Origin of the sequence: Actinomadura macrotermitis (assembly GCF_009604375.1) — a bacterium.
In the GTDB taxonomy this organism is placed as follows: Bacteria; Actinomycetota; Actinomycetes; order Streptosporangiales; family Streptosporangiaceae; genus Spirillospora; species Spirillospora macrotermitis.
The window spans coordinates 1,302,860-1,320,894 of sequence record NZ_WEGH01000003.1 but is presented as its reverse complement, the minus strand read 5'-3'; the positions used below and the strand labels follow the sequence as shown (position 1 = coordinate 1,320,894).

At 74.4% G+C, this 18,035-nt stretch carries 15 protein-coding genes; 11 read left to right on the top strand and 4 right to left on the bottom strand.

All coding sequences use genetic code 11. The features are described 5' to 3' along the window. Window positions 1-33: 33 nt before the first annotated feature. From ACRB68_RS27470 to ACRB68_RS27455, 4 genes are all read left to right on the top strand, one after another. On the top strand, window positions 34-435 hold the full coding sequence (locus ACRB68_RS27470; RefSeq protein WP_153537177.1) for a hypothetical protein: 402 nt from the start codon (window positions 34-36) through the stop codon (window positions 433-435). A gap of 77 nt (window positions 436-512) precedes the next feature. Continuing rightward, a complete protein-coding gene (locus ACRB68_RS27465) occupies window positions 513-2,279 on the top strand; it encodes an HSP90 family protein (protein WP_153537175.1) in 1,767 nt (588 codons plus the stop codon). Next, the gene (locus ACRB68_RS41570) at window positions 2,276-4,867 is read left to right on the top strand and encodes a hypothetical protein (protein ID WP_153537172.1); all 2,592 of its coding nucleotides are present in this window, start codon (window positions 2,276-2,278) and stop codon (window positions 4,865-4,867) included. Before ACRB68_RS27465 ends, ACRB68_RS41570 begins: the two co-directional genes overlap by 4 nt. Window positions 4,868-4,985: 118 nt before the next feature. Beyond that, window positions 4,986-5,810 (top strand): DUF11 domain-containing protein, encoded by an 825-nt coding sequence (locus tag ACRB68_RS27455; protein WP_153537170.1) that lies wholly within the window; start codon window positions 4,986-4,988, stop codon window positions 5,808-5,810. Here the strand turns inward: ACRB68_RS27455 and galK are convergent. Continuing rightward, on the bottom strand, window positions 5,807-6,991 hold the full coding sequence (galK, locus tag ACRB68_RS27450) for a galactokinase (protein WP_153537168.1): 1,185 nt from the start codon (window positions 6,989-6,991) through the stop codon (window positions 5,807-5,809). The two genes, ACRB68_RS27455 and galK, sit on opposite strands and share 4 nt — an antisense overlap. After that, window positions 6,991-7,944, bottom strand: a complete 954-nt coding sequence (galE, locus tag ACRB68_RS27445; protein WP_328594850.1) for a UDP-glucose 4-epimerase GalE — start codon at window positions 7,942-7,944, stop codon at window positions 6,991-6,993. The genes galK and galE overlap by 1 nt, the downstream gene beginning before the upstream one ends. A 92-nt stretch (window positions 7,945-8,036) precedes the next feature. On the opposite strand from galE, the gene ACRB68_RS27440 reads away from it, so the two are divergent. From ACRB68_RS27440 to ACRB68_RS27425, 4 genes are all read left to right on the top strand, one after another. Next, window positions 8,037-8,990: a hemolysin family protein gene (locus ACRB68_RS27440; protein ID WP_153537166.1), complete on the top strand. Its 954-nt coding sequence runs from the start codon at window positions 8,037-8,039 to the stop codon at window positions 8,988-8,990. An 18-nt stretch (window positions 8,991-9,008) separates the two neighbouring features. Beyond that, the gene (gene trpS, locus ACRB68_RS27435) at window positions 9,009-10,082 is read left to right on the top strand and encodes a tryptophan--tRNA ligase (protein ID WP_153537936.1); all 1,074 of its coding nucleotides are present in this window, start codon (window positions 9,009-9,011) and stop codon (window positions 10,080-10,082) included. Continuing rightward, complete coding sequence (locus ACRB68_RS27430) at window positions 10,072-10,647, top strand: 2'-5' RNA ligase family protein (RefSeq protein WP_328594849.1); 576 nt, start codon at window positions 10,072-10,074, stop codon at window positions 10,645-10,647. Before trpS ends, ACRB68_RS27430 begins: the two co-directional genes overlap by 11 nt. A 62-nt stretch (window positions 10,648-10,709) precedes the next feature. Next, window positions 10,710-11,678 carry a YihY/virulence factor BrkB family protein gene (locus ACRB68_RS27425; protein WP_153537164.1) on the top strand — a complete coding sequence of 323 codons (969 nt, stop codon included), beginning with the start codon at window positions 10,710-10,712 and terminating at the stop codon, window positions 11,676-11,678. 16 nt (window positions 11,679-11,694) lie between these two features. Here the strand turns inward: ACRB68_RS27425 and ACRB68_RS27420 are convergent, their stop codons facing one another. Beyond that, window positions 11,695-12,111, bottom strand: coding sequence for a nuclear transport factor 2 family protein (locus ACRB68_RS27420; RefSeq protein ID WP_153537162.1), 417 nt, complete (start codon window positions 12,109-12,111; stop codon window positions 11,695-11,697). A gap of 105 nt (window positions 12,112-12,216) precedes the next feature. Continuing rightward, entirely contained in the window at window positions 12,217-13,509 is a 1,293-nt protein-coding gene (locus ACRB68_RS27415; RefSeq protein WP_235959905.1) for a D-alanyl-D-alanine carboxypeptidase family protein, read from the bottom strand. 542 nt (window positions 13,510-14,051) lie between these two features. On the opposite strand from ACRB68_RS27415, the gene ACRB68_RS27410 reads away from it, so the two are divergent. The 3 genes from ACRB68_RS27410 (at window position 14,052) to ACRB68_RS27400 (ending at window position 17,947) form a co-directional block, all read left to right on the top strand. Continuing rightward, entirely contained in the window at window positions 14,052-15,218 is a 1,167-nt protein-coding gene (locus ACRB68_RS27410; RefSeq protein ID WP_328594848.1) for a glutamate--cysteine ligase, read from the top strand. Beyond that, window positions 15,205-16,665 (top strand): M20 family metallopeptidase, encoded by a 1,461-nt coding sequence (locus tag ACRB68_RS27405; protein WP_235959902.1) that lies wholly within the window; start codon window positions 15,205-15,207, stop codon window positions 16,663-16,665. The genes ACRB68_RS27410 and ACRB68_RS27405 overlap by 14 nt, the downstream gene beginning before the upstream one ends. 229 nt (window positions 16,666-16,894) lie before the next feature. Beyond that, entirely contained in the window at window positions 16,895-17,947 is a 1,053-nt protein-coding gene (locus tag ACRB68_RS27400; RefSeq protein ID WP_328594847.1) for a BMP family lipoprotein, read from the top strand. The last annotated feature ends 88 nt before the right edge of the window (window positions 17,948-18,035 follow it).

Sequence of the window (18,035 nt, the reverse complement as noted above, 5' to 3'; positions counted from 1 at the left end):
AACCTTTTCGCGGGGCCGTGGCGTTCGAGGGACGTGAGTGAGACGACGCAAGACGCCGCGTACACCGCTTTCGTCGAGGCGGCGCTGAACGGGCCCGCCGGATCCCTGCTGGCGACGGAGCTGCTGTGGTCGGGGCCGGGGCGGCTGCTGAAGGTCCTGGACCACCTCGGCGCGGTGAAGCAGGTGCCGGGCGCGCCCGGCCGGTACCGGTTCGCCTACACCGCCAGGCCCGGTGACCCGAACCTGGCGTACGAGCCGGGCGGCAACAGGGTGAGCGGCTCGGTCGAGGTGGCCGGCGGGCAGGTCAAGGTCATCGACCTGAGCACGACGCCGGCGTCCCCGGCGCCGGGCGTGGCCGACCGCAACCCGGTGACCAGGTCGTTCCGGATCGGGTTCAGCGACTACGGCACGCCGGTCCAGGTGGAGCAGCCGTAGCCGGGGCGCCGGAAAGCGGGAGGTTTTGTCGGACCCGCCCCGATAGGCTGCCGTCGTTTGCGACGGGAGGGGCGGGTTTGGCGGAGCAGGCTTTCCAGGTCGATCTGCGGGGTGTGGTCGATCTCCTCAGCCGGCATCTGTACTCGAGCCCGCGGGTGTACCTGCGGGAGCTGCTGCAGAACGCGGTGGACGCGATCACGGCGCGGGGTGCGGGCGGCCGGGTGCGGATCGAGACCGGCGGCGGGGTGCTGCGGGTCCATGACGACGGTGTCGGGCTGACCGAGGACGAGGTGCACCGGCTGCTGGCCACGATCGGCCGGTCGTCCAAGCGCGACGAGCTGGGGTTCGCCCGGCACGACTTCCTCGGCCAGTTCGGCATCGGCCTGCTGTCGGCGTTCCTGGTCGCCGACGAGATCGAGGTCGTGACGCGGTCGGCGAAGGGCGGCGCGGCCGTCCGGTGGGTCGGCCTGGCGGGCGGCAGCTACCGGGTGGAGCCGGGGGAGCGCGACGAGCCCGGCACGACGGTGTCGCTGCGAGCCCGGCAGGACGCGGGGGAGCTGCTGTCCCCGCCGGTGGTGCGGGAGCTGGCGGCGGCCTACGGGAGCCTGCTGCCGATCGAGCTGACCGTGGACGGCGAGGCCGTCACGGGGGACGGGCCGCCCTGGCAGGGGTCGTATCCGGACCCGGCCCGGCGGCGGCGGGCGCTGGACGCCTACTGCAAGGAGCTGTTCGGTTTCGAGCCGTTCGACGTCATCGACCTGGACGTGCCCGAGGCGGGCTTGACGGGAGTGGCGTTCGTGCTGCCCCAGCCCGTCGCGCCGAGCGCGCGCGGGGCGCACCGCGTCTACCTCAAGCGGATGCTGCTGGCCGAGGGCGTGGAGGGCCTGCTCCCCGAGTGGGCGTTCTTCGTCCGGTGCGTGGTGGACGCCGGTGAGCTGCGTCCTACGGCGAGCCGTGAGGCGCTGTACGAGGACGAGCTGCTGGAGTCCACCCGGGACGCCCTGGGCGACCGGCTGCGGCAGTGGCTCGTCCGCCTGTCGGAGACCGACCCGGCGCGGCTGCGCGGGTTCCTGCGCCTGCACCAGCTCGGCGTGAAGGCGATGGCGCTGCACGACGACGACATGCTGCGCCTGGTCGACCGCTGGCTGGAGTTCGAGACCTCGGCCGGGCCGATGACGCTGGCGGAGTTCCGCCGCCGCCACCCGGGCGCCCGGTACGTGACGAGCGTGGAGGAGTTCCGGCGGCTGTCGGCGGTGTCGGCCGCGCAGGGCGTCGGGCTGGTCAACGGCGGCTACGTGCACGACACCGAGATCATCGAGCGGCTGCCGGCGATCGACCCCGAGATCGCGCTGCGCCCGCTGGACGCGGCCGAGCTGACCACCCACTTCGGCGTGCTGGACCCGCAGGCCGAGCTGGCGCTGCGGCCGTTCCTGGCCGCCGCGCAGCGGGCCGTGGAGAGGCTCGGCTGCGAGGTGGTGATCCGCGACTTCGACCCCGCGTCGCTGCCCGCGCTGTACCTGACGAGCCGCGCCGCGCAGCACCGGGCCGACATGGCCGAGGCCCGCGAGCTGGCGGGCGACCTGTTCGCCGACGTGCTCGGCGCGCTGCAGGGCGCCGTCCAGGCCGACCGGCCGCAGCTGGTGCTGAACCACCGCAACCCGCTGACCAGGCGCATCACCGCGCTGGCGGAGGACGGGCTGATCGAGCTGGCGGTGCAGGGCCTGTACGGGCAGGCGCTGCTGCTCGGCCACCATCCGCTGCGCGCGGCCGACACCGCCGTGCTGAACCGTTCCTTCCTCGGCCTGCTGGAGTGGGCCGTGCACTCCCCGGAGGCGGGCCGATGAGCGTCGACGAGCTGATGCAGCGGGCGTACGCGCTGCCCTACGGCGAGGCCCGCACGGTCCTCACCGAGGAGGCGGTGCGCCGCGCCGAGGAGACCGGCGACCGCGAGCTGGTCTTCCGGGCCCGGATGGAGCTCGGCACCGCCTACCAGTACGGCGGCGAGCCGATCAAGACGTTCACCACGTTCAGCCGGTGCCTGGCCGACTTCGACGCCGCGCCCGGCGAGGTCGGCGAGCACGCCGAGCACCACCTGCTGTGGCAGTTCAAGTGGATCGTCCACTCGATGACGCTGTTCCCCGAGGTGCCGCTGGACCGCACCCGGGCGGTGCTGGACGACATGGAGCGCCGCTACCGCCTCGGCGGGCACAGCCTGCAGGCCGTGCACGCCCGCCGGACGCGCGTCGCCCAGCATCTGGGGGACGAGGCCGAGGCCGACCGCTGGTACGGCCTGTGGCACGCCACCCCGCGCGACCGGCTGTCGGACTGCGCGGGCTGCGACCCGAGCGCCAAGGCCGACTACCTGGCCTGGCGGCGCCGCGACGACGACGCGCTGGCCGTCGCCGAGCCGATCCTGAGCGAGGAGCTGAGCTGCACCGAGCAGCCGGCCGACATCCTCACCACGCTGCTGCCGGTGTACCTGCGCCTCGGCCGGCTGGAGGAGGCCCGCGTCGCGCACCTGCGCGCCTACCGGCAGATCCGGACGCAGCTGAGCGAGCTCGGCACGATCGGCGAGCACGTGGAGTTCTGCGCCCGGACGGGCAACGAGGCGCGCGGGCTGGAGATCGTCCAGCGGCACGTGGCGTGGCTGGACCGGGCGCCGAGCCCGCACGCGGCGATGCGGTTCGCCGCGTCGGCCGCGCTGCTGCTCGGCCGGGTCGACGGCGCGCACCCGCTGACCCGCCGCCCCGGTGAGAAGACCACGGCCGGGGCGCTGCGCGAGGAGCTGGCGGCGCGGGCGGCCGAGCTGGCGGGCCGGTTCGACGCCCGCAACGGCACGCCCCGCCAGGGCGAGATCATCCGGGAGATCCTGGACGCCGAGCCGTACGTGGCGCACCTGCCGCTGACCGGCGACCGGCCGGCGCCGCAGCGGCGCCCCGAGCCGGTCGTCCCCGACCTGGCGCCCGTGCAGGACCTCGGCGCGGCGCTGGAGCTGGCCGACGCGCACTGGAAGGCGCGCGAGATGGCGGCGGCGCTGGCGGCCTGGGCCCGCTACGACGAGCTGGAGGCGGCGGGCGCGGAGCCCACCATGCACCAGCGGGCGTGCCGGCTCGACGGCCAGGGCATCGAGTGGCTCTCGCGCGGCGAGCCCGCCGCTGCGGCGGCCTCCTGGGAGAGCGCCATCGCGCTGTTCGAGGTGATGGGCGACTCCGAGCGCCTGCACTCGGTGCGCGGCCGGCTCGGCATGCTGCTGTTCCAGGAGGGCGACGACGAGAAGGGCACGGCCCTCATGGAAGAGGCCGTCGCCTACCTGGACGAGCACGCCGCCGACGCCGACCGCGCGCAGGCGGCCCGGCTGCGGCTGGCGTCCGCGCGCCTGGCGCAGCAGCGCCCCGCCGACGCGCTCGGCCTGCTGGACGGCGCCGACGGGGCCGCCGTCCTGCTGCTGCGCGGCAAGGCGCTGCTGGAGCTGGACAAGATCGCCGAGGCGATGGACGTGCTGCGCGAGTGCCGCGCCGCCGCCGAGGACGAGGAGACCATGGCCGAGGCGAGCCTGCTGCTCGGCCAGCTCCACGCGCGCCACCCCGACGGCGATCGCGCCGAGGCGCTGCCCGCCCTCGACGACGCCGTCGCGCACGCGTCCGGCCCGTTCCGCACGATCGCGCACGCCGAGCGCGGCAGCCTGCTGCTCGCCTTGGACCGCCCGGCGGACGCGGCCGCCGACCTGGCCGAGGCCGTCGCGGGCTACACCGCGCTCGGCGCGGCCCCGCAGGCGACGCACGCCCGCGTGGAGCTCGCCGCCGCCTACTACGGGACCGGCCGCCACCTGGAGGCGGCCGAGGTCGCCGAGCAGGCGCTGCCCGACCTGCCCGCGCTCGGCGACCCCGACACCGAGCGGCGCGGCCGGCTGATCGTCGCGCACGCCCAGCGCGAGCTCGGCGAGCCGCAGGCCGCCGACTCGTTCGCCGCGCTGGCCGAGGCGGAAGAACACCCTGCCGGCAAGGGAAGCTTCCTGGAACTGGCCGCGGAGGTCCTGACCCGGCTGGACAAGGACGAGGAGGCCGCCGAGCGGTTCGCCGAGGCCGCCGCGCGCTTCGCCGAGGGCGGCGACCCCTACGGCGCCGTCCGTGCCCTGCGGCGCGGCGCGATGTGCCGGTGGTGGAGCCACCAGCCGGACGAGGCGATGAACCAGATCGCCCGCGCGCGCACCGCCCTGGACGACCTGCCGCGCGACAACGGGCCCGCGCTGACCTGGGAGACCGCGCTGGTCGACTACGACAACGCGCGCCTGCTGGCCAACGCCGGCGACCTGGCCGAGGCCCTGGAGCTCGTGGACCGGGCCATCGCGGGCTTCACGTCCCTGGGCGAGGACGGCGCGGTGCAGGAGGCGTCCGGCCTGCGCGAGAACCTGCGGGAGGCATTGGAGGGCTGACCGCGTGTCTCCCGGAAACGGCGCTCTGTAACCGGTACACTGCGTTCCGCATACGGGATTCAGAGGTTGCGGCGCGTCCCGTCTCGGACGCGCCCCCTTCATTTCGGGGACGTTCACCATGGGTCGGGTTCTGGCCGTTCGCCTTCTTGCCGTCTACGGCTCCGCCATCGCGGTGCTCCTGCCCGCGGCGGATCCGGCGCAGGCCTTCGGCCGCGGCGCCGACCTGGGCGTCTCGCTGGCCGGGCCGCGCAGCGCGACGGCGGGCCGCGAGGCCGACTACACCCTCACCGTCCGCAACGACGGGCCGGCCGGCGCCCGCGACGTCACGGCGACGTTCGCGCTCCCGCGCGGCGTCGAGGTGATGGGGCTGGACACCCCCGACTGCCGGGAGCGGCCGGGCAACCGGCTGCGCTGCCGGTTCCCCGCGCTGGCCCCGGGGGAGAAGCGCGCCGTGCAGGTCCGCGGGATCGTCGCGCCGGACGCCACCGGGCCGCTGCGCGCCACCGCGCGGGTCCGGTCGGCCACCGCCGACCCGGCCGCCCACAACGACCGCGCCGCCCTCAGCACACCGCTCGCGCCGGGCACCGACGTGACCGTCCGGCCGGCCGTGGGCCGCCCGACCCAGCGCGGCGGGCCGAGGCCGGTCCACCTGGCCGTCCGCAACCAGGGCCGCCACCCCGCCGGGCAGGTCGTGCTGAACCTCGGCGCGTACGGGGCGCGGCTGATGACCTCGGCCGCCGACCACTGCCGCACCGTCCGCGAGACCGGCCACGACCAGTTCCAGCGCTGCGAGCTCGGCCCCCTCGGCCCGGGCCAGACCCGCATGGTGCGCACGGTCGTCCTGCCCGCCCCGGTCGCGCGGCGCCTGGTCGCCGCCGTCGACACCGACACCGGCGACACCGAGCCCGCCAACAACACCGCCACCACCGAGCTGAAGGGCTAGCGGACGCGGCCGGCCCCTGCGGAGGGCAGGGCCTCCAGGAAGAGGGGCGACGGCCACGTGCGGGTGGTGTAGGCGGTGGCGATGGCCGCGCGGACCCGGTCGGCGCGGTCCTGGGCGACCAGGACGATCACCGAGCCGCCGAAGCCCGCGCCGACCATGCGGCCGCCGCGGGCGCCCGCGCGCAGCGCCGCGTCCAGCGCCGCGTCCGCCTCGGGCCACGACACCTGGAACTGGTCGCGCAGCGACAGGTGCGAGGCCGTCAGCATCGCGCCGAGCTCGGCGACCGCGCCCGCCCGCAGCAGGCCCGCGGCGGCCTCGACGCGGTGGTTCTCGGTGACGACGTGCTGGACGCGGCGCCGCAGCACCGGATCGTCCAGCGTCGACAGGGCCCCGGCCAGGTCGGTGACGTCGCGCAGCGCCGCGACGCCGAGCTCTTCGGCGGCGCGCTCGCACTCGGCGCGGCGGTTCGCGTACTCGCCGCCGGTCAGCGCGTGCCGGGCGCCGGTGTCGACGGCCAGCAGCGTCAGCCCCGCCGCCGCCGGGTCGAACGGCACCCGCCCCGACAGGCCGCTGCGGCAGTCCAGCAGCAGCGCGCGGCCCGCCTCGCACAGCAGCGACGCCGCCTGGTCCATCGGCCCGCACGGCACACCGGCGTAGTCGTTCTCGGCGCGCTGCGCCAGCCGCGCCAGCTCGGCCCGCTCCAGGTCGATCCCGTACAGGTCGCAGAGCGCGACGGCCGCCGCGCACTCCAGCGCCGCCGACGACGCCAGGCCCGCGCCCTGCGGCAGGTCCGAGTCGAACAGCAGCGACGCGCCGCGCACGCCGTGCTCGCGCAGCAGCTCGGCGACCCCGGCCGGGTAGGCGGCCCAGCCGGTGACGCGGTCGCCGGGACCGGCCGCCGCGCCCTGGCCGGCGGCCTGCAGCGAGCGGACCTCGACGACGTCGTCGTCGCGCCGGGCCGCCGCCGCCCACACGCCGCGCGGGAGCGCGAACGGCAGCACCAGCCCGTCGTTGTAGTCGGTGTGCTCGCCGATCAGGTTGATCCGGCCCGGGGCGCGCCACACGCCCTCGGGCGGCCGCTGATACGCCTCGGTGAAGGCGGCGGCGAGCGTGTCGGCGTCGACAGGGTCGGGGGCCCGGCGCGGCTCGGGCGCGGGCCGGGGACGGCGCAGGAACCGCATCACCGGGACTGCGCGAAGGCCCAGGCGTCGGTGACCATGGCGGTCAGGTCGCGCTCGGGCTTCCAGCCGAGCGCCGCCTCGATCTTGGCGGACGAGGCCACCAGCACCGCCGGGTCGCCGGGGCGGCGCGGGCTCACCTCGGCCGGGATCGGGTGCCCGGTCACCCGCCGGCACACCTCCACCACGTCGCGGACCGAGTAGCCGGTACCGCTGCCGAGGTTGAAGATCTGGTGGGAGCCGGGCGCGCAGGCGTCCAGCGCCAGCAGGTGTGCGGCGCCGAGGTCGACCACGTGCACGTAGTCGCGGACACAGGTGCCGTCGGGCGTCGGATAGTCCTCGCCGAACAGCTGCACCGACGCGCGCTCGCCGAGCGCGACCTTCAGCACGTTCGGGATCAGGTGCGTCTCCACCGCGTGCCGCTCGCCCTGCGCCCCGTGCGCGCCCGCCACGTTGAAGTAGCGCAGCGACACCGCGCCGAGGCCGTGCAGCCGCGCCGACTCGGTGAGCGCGGTGTCGATGGCCAGCTTGGACGCGCCGTAGGGGTTGGTCGGGCGGGTCGGGTCGGTCTCCAGGATCGGGGTCGACTCCGGCTCGCCGTAGGTCGCCGCCGTCGACGAGAACACGATCTTGTCCACGCCGGCCCGGCGCATCGCGTCCAGCAGCGCCAGCGACTCGCCGAGGTTCTTGTCCCAGTACAGGCCGGGCTTCTGCACCGACTCGCCGACCAGGGACTTGGCCGCGAAGTGCAGCACCGCGTCGAACCCGGCGCCCTCCAGCACCTCGGACGCGCGCTCGCGCAGCGTGCCGCGCTCCAGCCGCGCGCCCGGCGGGACCGCGTCGGCGTGCCCGGTGGACAGGTCGTCCAGGACGACCACCTCGTGGCCGGCGGCCAGCAGCTGGGCCGAGACCACGCTGCCGATGTAGCCGGCGCCTCCGGTGACGAGCAGCTTCACAGGCGAACCTCCGAGAGATCGAGATGCTGGGGAAGGGCGTGCGCGGGAGGCGTCCAGGCTATCGGCCCGGCTCCACGGGGAAGAAAAGCCTCATGGAGCAGAGGCCACGGCGCGCCGCCGTCCCGCTGGTGTGGCTGCTGTCGCGGTCCACCGACCTGGCGGTGCGGCTCGGCGGCGGCGACCCGCGGGCGCTGCGCGAGGAGCCGACCGCCGAGCTGATGGCCGCGCTCGTCGCGGAGAACACCCGCCTCACCGCCGAGGAGCGCGCGCTCGTGGGCAGGGTGTTCGCCGCCGGGGACCGGCCGCTGCGCGAGGTGCTGGTGCCGCGCACCGAGGTGGAGTTCCTGGACGCGGAGCTGCCGCTGGCGGCGGCCGCCCGGATCGCCGCGGGCAGCCCGCACTCGCGGTTCCCGGTGTGCCGCGGCTCGCACGACGAGGTGATCGGGTTCGTGCACATCCGGGACCTGCTGGTGCCCGAGGTCGCCGACCGGCAGGTCCCGGTCGGGGAGCTGGTGCGGCCGGTGAAGTTCCTGCCCGCCTGGCAGCGGGTGCTGCCGGTGCTGTCGGAGATGCGGCGCGAGCAGTGCCACCTGGCGATCGTGCTGGACGAGTACGGCGGCACCGCCGGGATCGTCACGCTGGAGGACCTGGTCGAGGAGCTGATCGGCGACATCCGCGACGAATATGATGTCCAGGACGCGCAGGCGCGGCGCCTGCACGACGGCGTGGTGGAGGTCGACGGCCTGCTCAACCTGGACGCCTTCGCCGCCGAGACCGGGCTCCGGCTGCCCGCCGGGCCGTACGAGACCGTCGCCGGGCACATCATGGCCGTGCTCGGCCGGGTGCCCGCCGAGGGCGACGCGGTGCAGGCCGCCGGGCGCCGCCTGGTGGTCGCCCGGATGGACGGCCGCCGGATCGCCCGCGTGCGCGTCACGCCGCCCAAGGCCGGTACGAACACCCCCGTGCGCGGGGGCGTCACAGCAGAGGGGGGCCCGCCCGCCGCGGCGGGCCCCGCCACCGGCGACGCCGCCCCGGACGGGGCCTGAGAGAATCGAACCGTGCACATGCCTGAAGCGTCCAGCCCCGAAGCGCCCGTCCCGGGCGGCCCCGTCACGCCGCGCGTCCTGTCGGGCATCCAGCCGACCGCCGACTCCTTCCACCTCGGCAACTACCTGGGCGCGCTGCGGCAGTGGGTGGCGCTGCAGGACTCCCACGAGGCGTTCTACTGTGTGGTCGACCTGCACGCGATCACCGTCGAGCACGACCCGGCGCTGCTGCGCCGCCGCACCCGGGTGTCGGCCGCGCAGCTGCTGGCGATGGGCCTGGACCAGGACCGCTCCACCCTGTTCGTGCAGAGCCACGTCCCCGAGCACGCCGAGCTGGCCTGGGTGCTGAGCTGCCTCACCGGCTTCGGCGAGGCGAGCCGGATGACCCAGTTCAAGGACAAGTCGGCCAAGCAGGGCGCGTCGGCCGCCAGCGTCGGGCTGTTCACCTACCCGATCCTGCAGGCCGCCGACATCCTGCTGTACTCGCCGGAGGCGGGGCCGGGGGAGCGGGTCTTCCAGGTCCCGGTCGGCGAGGACCAGCGCCAGCACCTGGAGCTGACCCGCGACCTGGCGCAGCGGTTCAACCACCGCTTCGGCGAGACGTTCGTGCCGCCGGCGGCCTACATCCCCGAGACCGCCGCCAAGATCACCGACCTGCAGGAGCCGGCCGCCAAGATGAGCAAGTCGGCGTCCTCGCCGCAGGGCATCCTGGACGTGCTGGAGGAGCCCGGCCCGATGCGCAAGAAGATCATGCGCGCGGTCACCGACACCGGCACCGAGGTGCGCTACGACGAGGAGAACAAGGCCGGCGTCACCAACCTGATGCGCATCTACGCCGCGCTCGGCGAGACGTCGTACGCCGACATCGAGGCCCGCTACGCCGGGTCGGGTTACGGCCAGTTCAAGAAGGACCTGGCCGAGCTGGTGCTGGACACCTTCACGCCGATCCGCGAGCGCACCCAGAAGCTGCTGGCCGACGAGGAGCAGCTGGACCGGCTGCTCGCCCAGGGCGCGGAGCGGGCCGGGGCCGTCGCGCGGCGCAACATGGAGATCGTGCGCGATCGGGTGGGATTCGTGGGACGTGGCCGCTGACCGAGCGGACGCGACGGGGGCCGCGGGCGCGCGAGCGCCCGCCGGCTCGCGCACGATCGGGGTGGCCGTGCAGGTCCCCGAGCCGTTCGGCGGCTGGCTGCAGCGCACCCGCGAGTCGTTCGGGGACCCGCTGGCGGCGGCCATCCCGACGCACATCACGCTGCTGCCGCCCACCGAGGTCGGCGACGACGCGCTGCCGGGCGTCGAGCACCACCTGACCGCGGTCGCCGGCACCGAGCGGCCGTTCTGGATCAGGCTGCGCGGCACCGGAACGTTCCGGCCGGTGTCGCCGGTGGTGTTCGTGGCCCTCGCCGACGGGATCGGCGACTGCGAGCGGCTGCAGGAGCGCGTCCTGTCGGGGCCGCTCGCCCGCGAGCTGCGCTTCCCCTACCACCCGCACGTCACCGTCGCCCACCACCTGGCCGACGAGCTCATGGACCGGGCGTTCAAGGAGCTGGCCGGGTACCGGGCGGACTTCGAGGTGCGCGGGTTCTCGCTGTACGAGCACGGCCGGGACGGGGTCTGGCGGCCGCGCAGCGAGTTCGCCTTCGCGGCCGCCGGGTAGCGGCCCGCGGGCGTGCGGGCAAGGGTGTGCATCGCCCGTCCCCGTCCGGGTACGGTCCGTACATGCCCGAGGTGATCAGCAAGGTCCAGCACCGGATCGAGGACGCCACCGACGCGGGCAAGGGCGTGCTGCGCGCCGCGCGGGCGCGCTGGCGCTGGTTCGACCATCTGGCCCGCGCCTACGTCCGCTACCAGGACCGGCGCGGCGACCGCCTCGCCGCCGCGCTCACCTGCTACGGCTTCCTGTCGTTCTTCCCGCTGCTCGCGCTCGCCTACTCGCTGCTCGGCTACCTGGTCGGGGTGAGCCGGCAGGCCCGTGGCTACTTCGTCGAGGCGGTCGCGTCGATCCTGCCGGGGCTGTCGGACAAGCTGCAGGTCGACCAGATCGCCCAGTCCAAGGGGACGGCCGGGCTGATCGGCCTGGCCGGCCTGCTGATCACCGGGCTCGGCTGGGTGCAGGTGCTGCGCGAGTCGCTGCGCGACATCTGGGGCAACGAGCCGACCCCCGAGGGCAACTTCTTCGTGCTGAAGCTCTGGGACGCCGGGGTGCTGGCCTTCCTCGGTGGCATGCTGATGATGAGCGTCGCGGTGTCCAGCCTGGCCGGGCAGGCCACCCACACCGTGCTCGGCTGGTTCGGGATGGCCGACGTTCCCGGTGCCGGTACGGGCCTCTGGCTGCTGTCGCTGGCCGTCGCGGGCACCTTCGACACGATCATCTTCCTGGTGCTGTTCACCCGGCTGTCGGGCACTCGCGCGCCGTGGCGGCGGATCATCAAGGGGGCGCTGCTCGGCGGCGTCGGTTTCGAGCTGCTGAAGCAGGTCGCCACCCTGCTGCTGGCCCGCACCACCCAGAACCCGGTCTACGCCTCGTTCGCGGTGCTGGTCGGGCTGATGGTGTGGATCAACATCGTCTCGCGGTTCATGCTGTACGTCGCGGCCTGGACGGCCACCCGCAGCGTCGTGCTGAAGGCCGACGAGGCCGCGCCGGAGCAGGCCCCGGGCACCGGCGCCACCGCCGTCGGCACGGCCTGAGCGCTCCGGGCCGGGCTCAGGACCAGAACGCGTCGTCGGCGTACTGGTCCTCGGCGATCGAGCGGATCTCGGTGATGCGGCCGTCGCGGATGCGGAAGACGTCCACCGCGCGGCCGTCCAGCACCTTGCCGGGGCGGGCGGCGCGGGTGTGCACGAGCGCGACGCCGTGGTCGTCGCCCGCCATCACCGCGTACGGCTCGGTGCGGAACGTCCCGCCCGACAGCTCGAACAGCCGGACGTAGAACCCGAGGACCTCCGCGGCGGTGCGGTACACGCCGCAGAGCGGGCCCCGGCCCGGCACCCGGTGCACCACGTCGTCGGCGAGCAGGGCGCGGATCAGGTCCATGTCGCCCTTGGCGAAGGCGGTGTACCCCTCCCACAGCAGGGAGGTGTTGGGGTGCTCGACGGACGGGCGGGCGGGTGCGGGGTTCACGGGACCTCCTCCCGTGGCGCCGGCCCGCCGTCCGGCGGCGACGCGGTGACCGGCACCACTCGCGAGGGTATGCCGGGGTCCGCGCCGAGGCCAGCGGCGGCTCCCTTACGGACGGTCCTCGGCGTCCGCCGGCGGCGCCTCCGGGGCCGTGCGCACTGCGTGGGCCCCGTGCACCTCGGGCATCTCGGGGGCCGGCGGCCGCGCGGCGGGCCGGCGGCGGCGCAGCACCAGGAACAGCGCGACGATCGCCAGCAGCACGCCGGCCGCGCCGCCGCCGATCAGCCACATGCCGCCCGCGTCCTTCTTGCCCAGCGGGCCGCCCGGCAGCAGGCCGTGGCCGTCGTCCTTGCCGTCCTTGCGGGACGCCTCGTCGCCGGGCGCGACCAGCGTGCCGACCGGCTTGACCTTGCCGCGCGCCGCGAAGCCCCAGTCCAGCAGCTTGGCCGCGTACGGCGACGGCGGCTGGTCGGCGCGCATCAGCGAGATGATGATCGTGTGCCCGCCGCGCCGGGCGGCGGCGACGAAGGTCTGCCCGGCGGCGACGGTGTAGCCGTTCTTGCCGCCGATCATCCCCGCGTAGGCGTGCGGCTGGCCCGGCAGCATCCGGTTGTGGGTGTGGATCGGGTAGCCGCCGACCTTCTTGCCCTTCTTGCGCTCCTGCTTGGTGGGCGGCGCGGGGAAGGGGAAGTCGATGGTGGCGACGTACTTGCGGAAGTCGGGGTTCTTCAGCCCCTCGCGCAGGATCAGCGCCAGGTCGTAGGACGAGGTGTGCTGCGTCCGGATGTTCAGCTTGAGGTCGACGTCCAGCCCGTTGGGGGACCCGGCCAGGGTGTCGCGGGCGTTGATCCGCTTGGCCTCGGCGTTCATGTCGGCGAGGGTCTTGTGCACCCCGCCGTCGGCCTCGGCGAGCGTGACGGCGGCGTCGTTGGCCGACATCATCATCAGCGCGTGGAACAGGTCCGACACCTTGTACTGCATCTTCGGCGTCATGCCGACCTTGGTGCCCTCGACGTCGCAGGCCGCCTGGGAGGGCCGCACCAGCCGGTTGGGGTCCAGCTTGGGCACCAGGGTGAGCGCGGTCAGCGTCTTCAGCGTGCTGGCGGGCAGGTACTGCCCGTGCGCGTCCTTGGCGGCCAGCACCTCGCCGGTGTCCATGTCGGCGATCAGGTAGGAGGACGCCTTGATGTTCGGCGGCGCCTTCACCCCGGGCGCGCCGTTGACCACGATGCCCTTGCCGGCCAGCTGCGGACCGCCGACCGGCCCCGGGACGTGGTGCCGCGGCCCGGCCAGCGCGGGCGTGGCGGGCAGCACGGCGGTCGTCGCGAGCGCCGGCACGGCGAGCAGGGCGGCGGTACGGCGGACGGCCCCCGGCCGTGCCCGGTGTCGTTCTGGTCGCAAGCTCCCCGCACCCCTCACTCCGGCCGCCGCGCCCCTGCGCGCACGGGTCATGATTCCCGAAGAGTAGGCGACCCATTCATGACATCGGAACCCGCGCCCCCGGTGTCTGATTTGTCCGTTAAGGGGGCCGGGCCGGGCCGCCGCGGCCGCCCGGCCCGGGCGCACCGGAAGGGCGGGCCGGCGCCGGCCTCGGTACACTGGTCGTGGCGCCTGCCGGAATCCGCCCGCCGGCCGGCCGGCGCGACGGAGCCGCCGCCGATCGGCGCGGCCGCCGGGATGACCACCGGACGCTGGTCATTTCGGATGACTGGGAAATGACACCCGGTGACCGGAACCGATGGCCGAAAATGATCGTTACCGGTCCGTGCGAGTCAAATGATCCTTCAAGGGCATGCAATCTCGCGGCGCGGCGGACGCCGGACGGCATGATGGGGACAGGGGACGGCGCCTGAACCGGCGTTTGTCCAGGCTTAGGGACCCGCTGGCCGAATCGCCCCACGTGCCAGGCATCGACCTGGAAGGATTGCGGACGGAGGTTGGCCGTGGCCATTGACTTCAACCCATCTCGCGGCGCGACGCTCGGCGTCGAGTGGGAGCTCCAGCTCGTCGACGAGCGCACCAGGCACCTGCGGCAGGACGCGCGCGAGGTGCTGGCCGCGCTGCCGTCGCTCAGCGAGGGCGGCGACAACCCGCGGATCCGGCACGAGCTGATGGAGTCGACGGTCGAGATCGTCACCGGCATCTGCCACACGGTCGGCGAGGCCAAGGACGACCTGGCCGCGACGCTGGCCGAGCTGCGCACCGCCGCCGCCGCCCGCGAGACGACGCTGGCGTGCATCGGCACCCACCCGATCAGCGACTGGCGCGACGCGGTGATGGCGCCCATGCGCCGCTACGCCGAGCTGGTCGAGCAGATGCAGTGGCTGGCCCGGCGCATCCAGACGTTCGGCGTGCACGTGCACGTCGGGGTGACCGGCGCAGACAAGGCGATCCCCATCGTCAACGCCCTGTCGGCCTACCTGCCGCACTTCCTCGCGCTGACCGCCTCCAGCCCGTTCTGGAGCGGCGCCGACACGGGCCTGGCGTCCAGCCGGGCGGTGGTGTTCGGCCAGCTCCCGACGGCCGGCCCGCCGCACTCGCTGGACGACTGGGCGGCGTTCGAGGAGTACATGGCCACCCTGCTGCGGGCCGGCACGATCCGCAGCATCAAGGAGGTGTGGTGGGACATCCGCCCGCACCCGGACTTCGGCACCGTCGAGATCCGGATGTTCGACGGCATCCCCACCCTGCGCGAGGTCGGCATGGCCGCCGCGCTCTGCCAGAGCCTGGTGACGCTGTTCGACCAGCAGCTGGACCGCGGGTACACGCTGCCCCGGCCGGCCGCCTGGGTGGTGCGCGACAACAAGTGGCGCGCCACCAGGTACGGGCTCGACGCCGTCGTCATCACCGACGACACCGGGCGCACCGCGCCGCTCCGGGACGAGGTGTACGAGCTGGTCCGCGAGCTGGAGCCGGTCGCCGACCGGCTCGGCTGCGCCGAGGAGCTGAAGGTGGCCGGGGAGGTCCTGGAACACGGGGCCCCCTACGAACGCCAGCGCGCGATCCGCGCCGAGGGCGGCAGCTTGGAGGACGTGATCGACGCGGCGATCACCGAGCTCGCGCAGGACCGCTTCGTCACCTTCGGGGAGGCCGCCCATGGCGGGCGCTGAGGGGCCCGCCGAGCCGGCGGGAAGCGGCGGTTCGCCGGAGCCCGGCGAACCAGGCAACGACCAGACCAGCGGGCGGGCGCCGTTCGGCTCCGCCCTCGCGCAGGGGGCGCACATGACCCATCCAGGACCCGGGGTGATGCCCGGCCTTGAACCAGCGGCTCTCGAGGCCGAGGCCGGCGGGGCGCCCGCGCCCCGGGCCGGCGAGCCCGCGGGCGCGGCGCTGCAGCCGCAGCTCGACGCGTTCCTCGCGCGTCACGAGGAACGCCTGATCGGCTTCCGCCGCGACCTGCACATGCACCCCGAGCTCGGCTACGCCGAGTACCGCACCACCGGCCGGATCGTCGACGCGCTGGTGGCGGCGGGGCTGAAGCCGCAGGTGCTGCCGGGCGGCACCGGCCTGTTCTGCGACATCGGGCCCGAGGACGGCCACACCGTCGCGCTGCGCGCCGACATCGACGCGCTGCCGCTGCAGGACGAGAAGGAGGGCGTGCCCTACCGGTCCACGGTGCCGGGCGTCGCGCACGCGTGCGGCCACGACGTGCACACCACGATGGTGCTCGGCGCGGGCCTGTTCCTGGCCCAGCAGGCCGAGGCGGGGCTGCTGCCGGGCCGGGTGCGGCTGCTGTTCCAGCCGGCCGAGGAGACCCCCGGCGGCGCGCTGGACGTGATCGCGGCCGGCGGGCTGGTCGGCGTGGACCGCGCGTTCGCGCTGCACTGCGACCCGCGGGTGGAGGTGGGCGGGCTCGGCCTGCGCACCGGGCCGATCACCGCGGCCTGCGACAAGGTGTACGTGAAGGTGACCGGGCCCGGCGGGCACACCGCCCGCCCGCACCTGACCGCCGACCTCGTCTACGCCCTGGCCAAGATCGTCACCGAGCTGCCGGCGGCCCTGTCGCGCCGGGTGGACCCGCGCTCCAGCCTGTCGCTGGTGTGGGGCCGGGTGTCGGCCGGGTCGGTCGCCAACGCCATCCCCGACGACGGGGTGGCCGAGGGCACCGTGCGCTGCCTGGACGACGAGGCCTGGCACCGCGCGCCGGAGATGATGAAGTCGCTGCTGGCGTCGGTGGCCTCGGCCTACGAGGTGGAGGCGACGCTGGACTACGTGCGCGGCGTCCCGCCGACCGTCAACGAGGCGGCCAGCGTGCAGATGTTCCGCGACGCGGCGGCGCAGGTGCTCGGCGAGGACGGCGCGGTGCCGACCCCGCAGAGCCTCGGCGGCGAGGACTTCGGCTGGTACCTGGAGTCGGTGCCGGGCGCGTTGGCGCGGCTCGGCGTGCGCACGCCCGGCTCCGCCGTCGAGTACGACCTGCACCGCGGCGACTTCGACGTGGACGAGAGCTGCATCGCGGTCGGCGTCCGGGTGCTGACCGCCACCGCGCTCACCGCGCTGTGGGACGGCCGCCGGCCCGGCGACGCCGAGCCGGTGCAGGACGCCTCCCTGGCGTGACCTGCCGCGCGGCGTCGTCACGCCGGGTGACCGGCCGGTCCGCGGACCGGCCGGTTTCGCGTTTCTGACCTGCGGGGATATGACTACGCGTTGGTAACGGACGCTAACGGACGCGTTGCGAAACGGTGCATGTGGACCGTTTTGTGTCACTGACGAGGTAACTTCCGATCGATTCCAGCGGCCGGAGGGGGCCGCCATGCCTTGGGGCGGGGAACGAAGGGAGCGCCACGTGCGCCGTGCAATCAAGATCTCGCTCGTCACGCTGACGGGCGCCGCGCTGTCGCTCGGGGCCTCCGGCTGCGGGGGCAAGAAGAGCAGTTCCGGCAGTGACGAGGGCGGCAAGAAGACCGTCAAGGTCGGCCTGGCCTTCGACATCGGCGGCCGCGGCGACCAGTCGTTCAACGACTCGGCCGCGGCGGGCCTGGACAAGGCCAAGAAGGACCTCAACATCACCACCGAGGAGATCTCGGCCAAGCCCGACGAGCCGGACGCCGACAAGGAGGCGCGGCTGAAGCTGCTGGCCGGCAAGGGCTACAACCCGGTGATCGGCGTCGGCTTCGCCTACACCAACGCCGTCAACAAGATCGCCAAGGAGTACCCGAACACCAAGTTCCTGGTCGTGGACGCCGACCAGTGCAAGGTCGAGGGCGCCAACGTCGAGGGCGCGTGCTTCGCCGAGGAGCAGGGCTCCTTCCTGGTGGGCGCGGCCGCGGCGCTGAAGTCCAAGTCCGGCAAGATCGGCTTCATCGGCGGCGTGAACGTGCCGCTGATCCACAAGTTCTACGCCGGGTACGCCGCGGGCGCCAAGAAGGCCAAGCCGGGCGTCACCGTGCTGCCGGCCAAGTACCTGACCCAGCCGCCGAACTTCGACGGGTTCAAGAACCCCGCGCTCGGCAACGAGGCCGCCAAGGGCCAGCTCGACGCGGGCGCCGACGTGATCTTCCACGCGGCCGGCGGCGCGGGCATCGGCGTCATCAAGACCGTCGGCGCGGCCAAGAAGTGGGCCATCGGCGTCGACTCCGACCAGTACAACCTGCCCGCCGTCGCCGAGGCCAAGGAGCAGATCCTGACCTCCATGCTGAAGCGCGTGGACGTCGCGGTCTTCGACTTCGTCAAGTCGGTGTCGGACGGCACGTTCAAGGCCGGCACCAAGAAGTACGACCTGTCCAACGACGGCGTCGGCTACGCCACCTCCGGCGGCAAGGTCGACGACATCAAGGCGAAGCTGGACGAGCTGAAGGCCGACATCGCGAGCGGCAAGATCACCGTCCCGACGTCCTGACGAGCGGTCCGGCGCGGCGCGGCGCGCGTCCGGTGATCCCCGCGGCCGGGGACGCCGGCCGCGCGCCGCGCCGCACGCTCCACTCGAC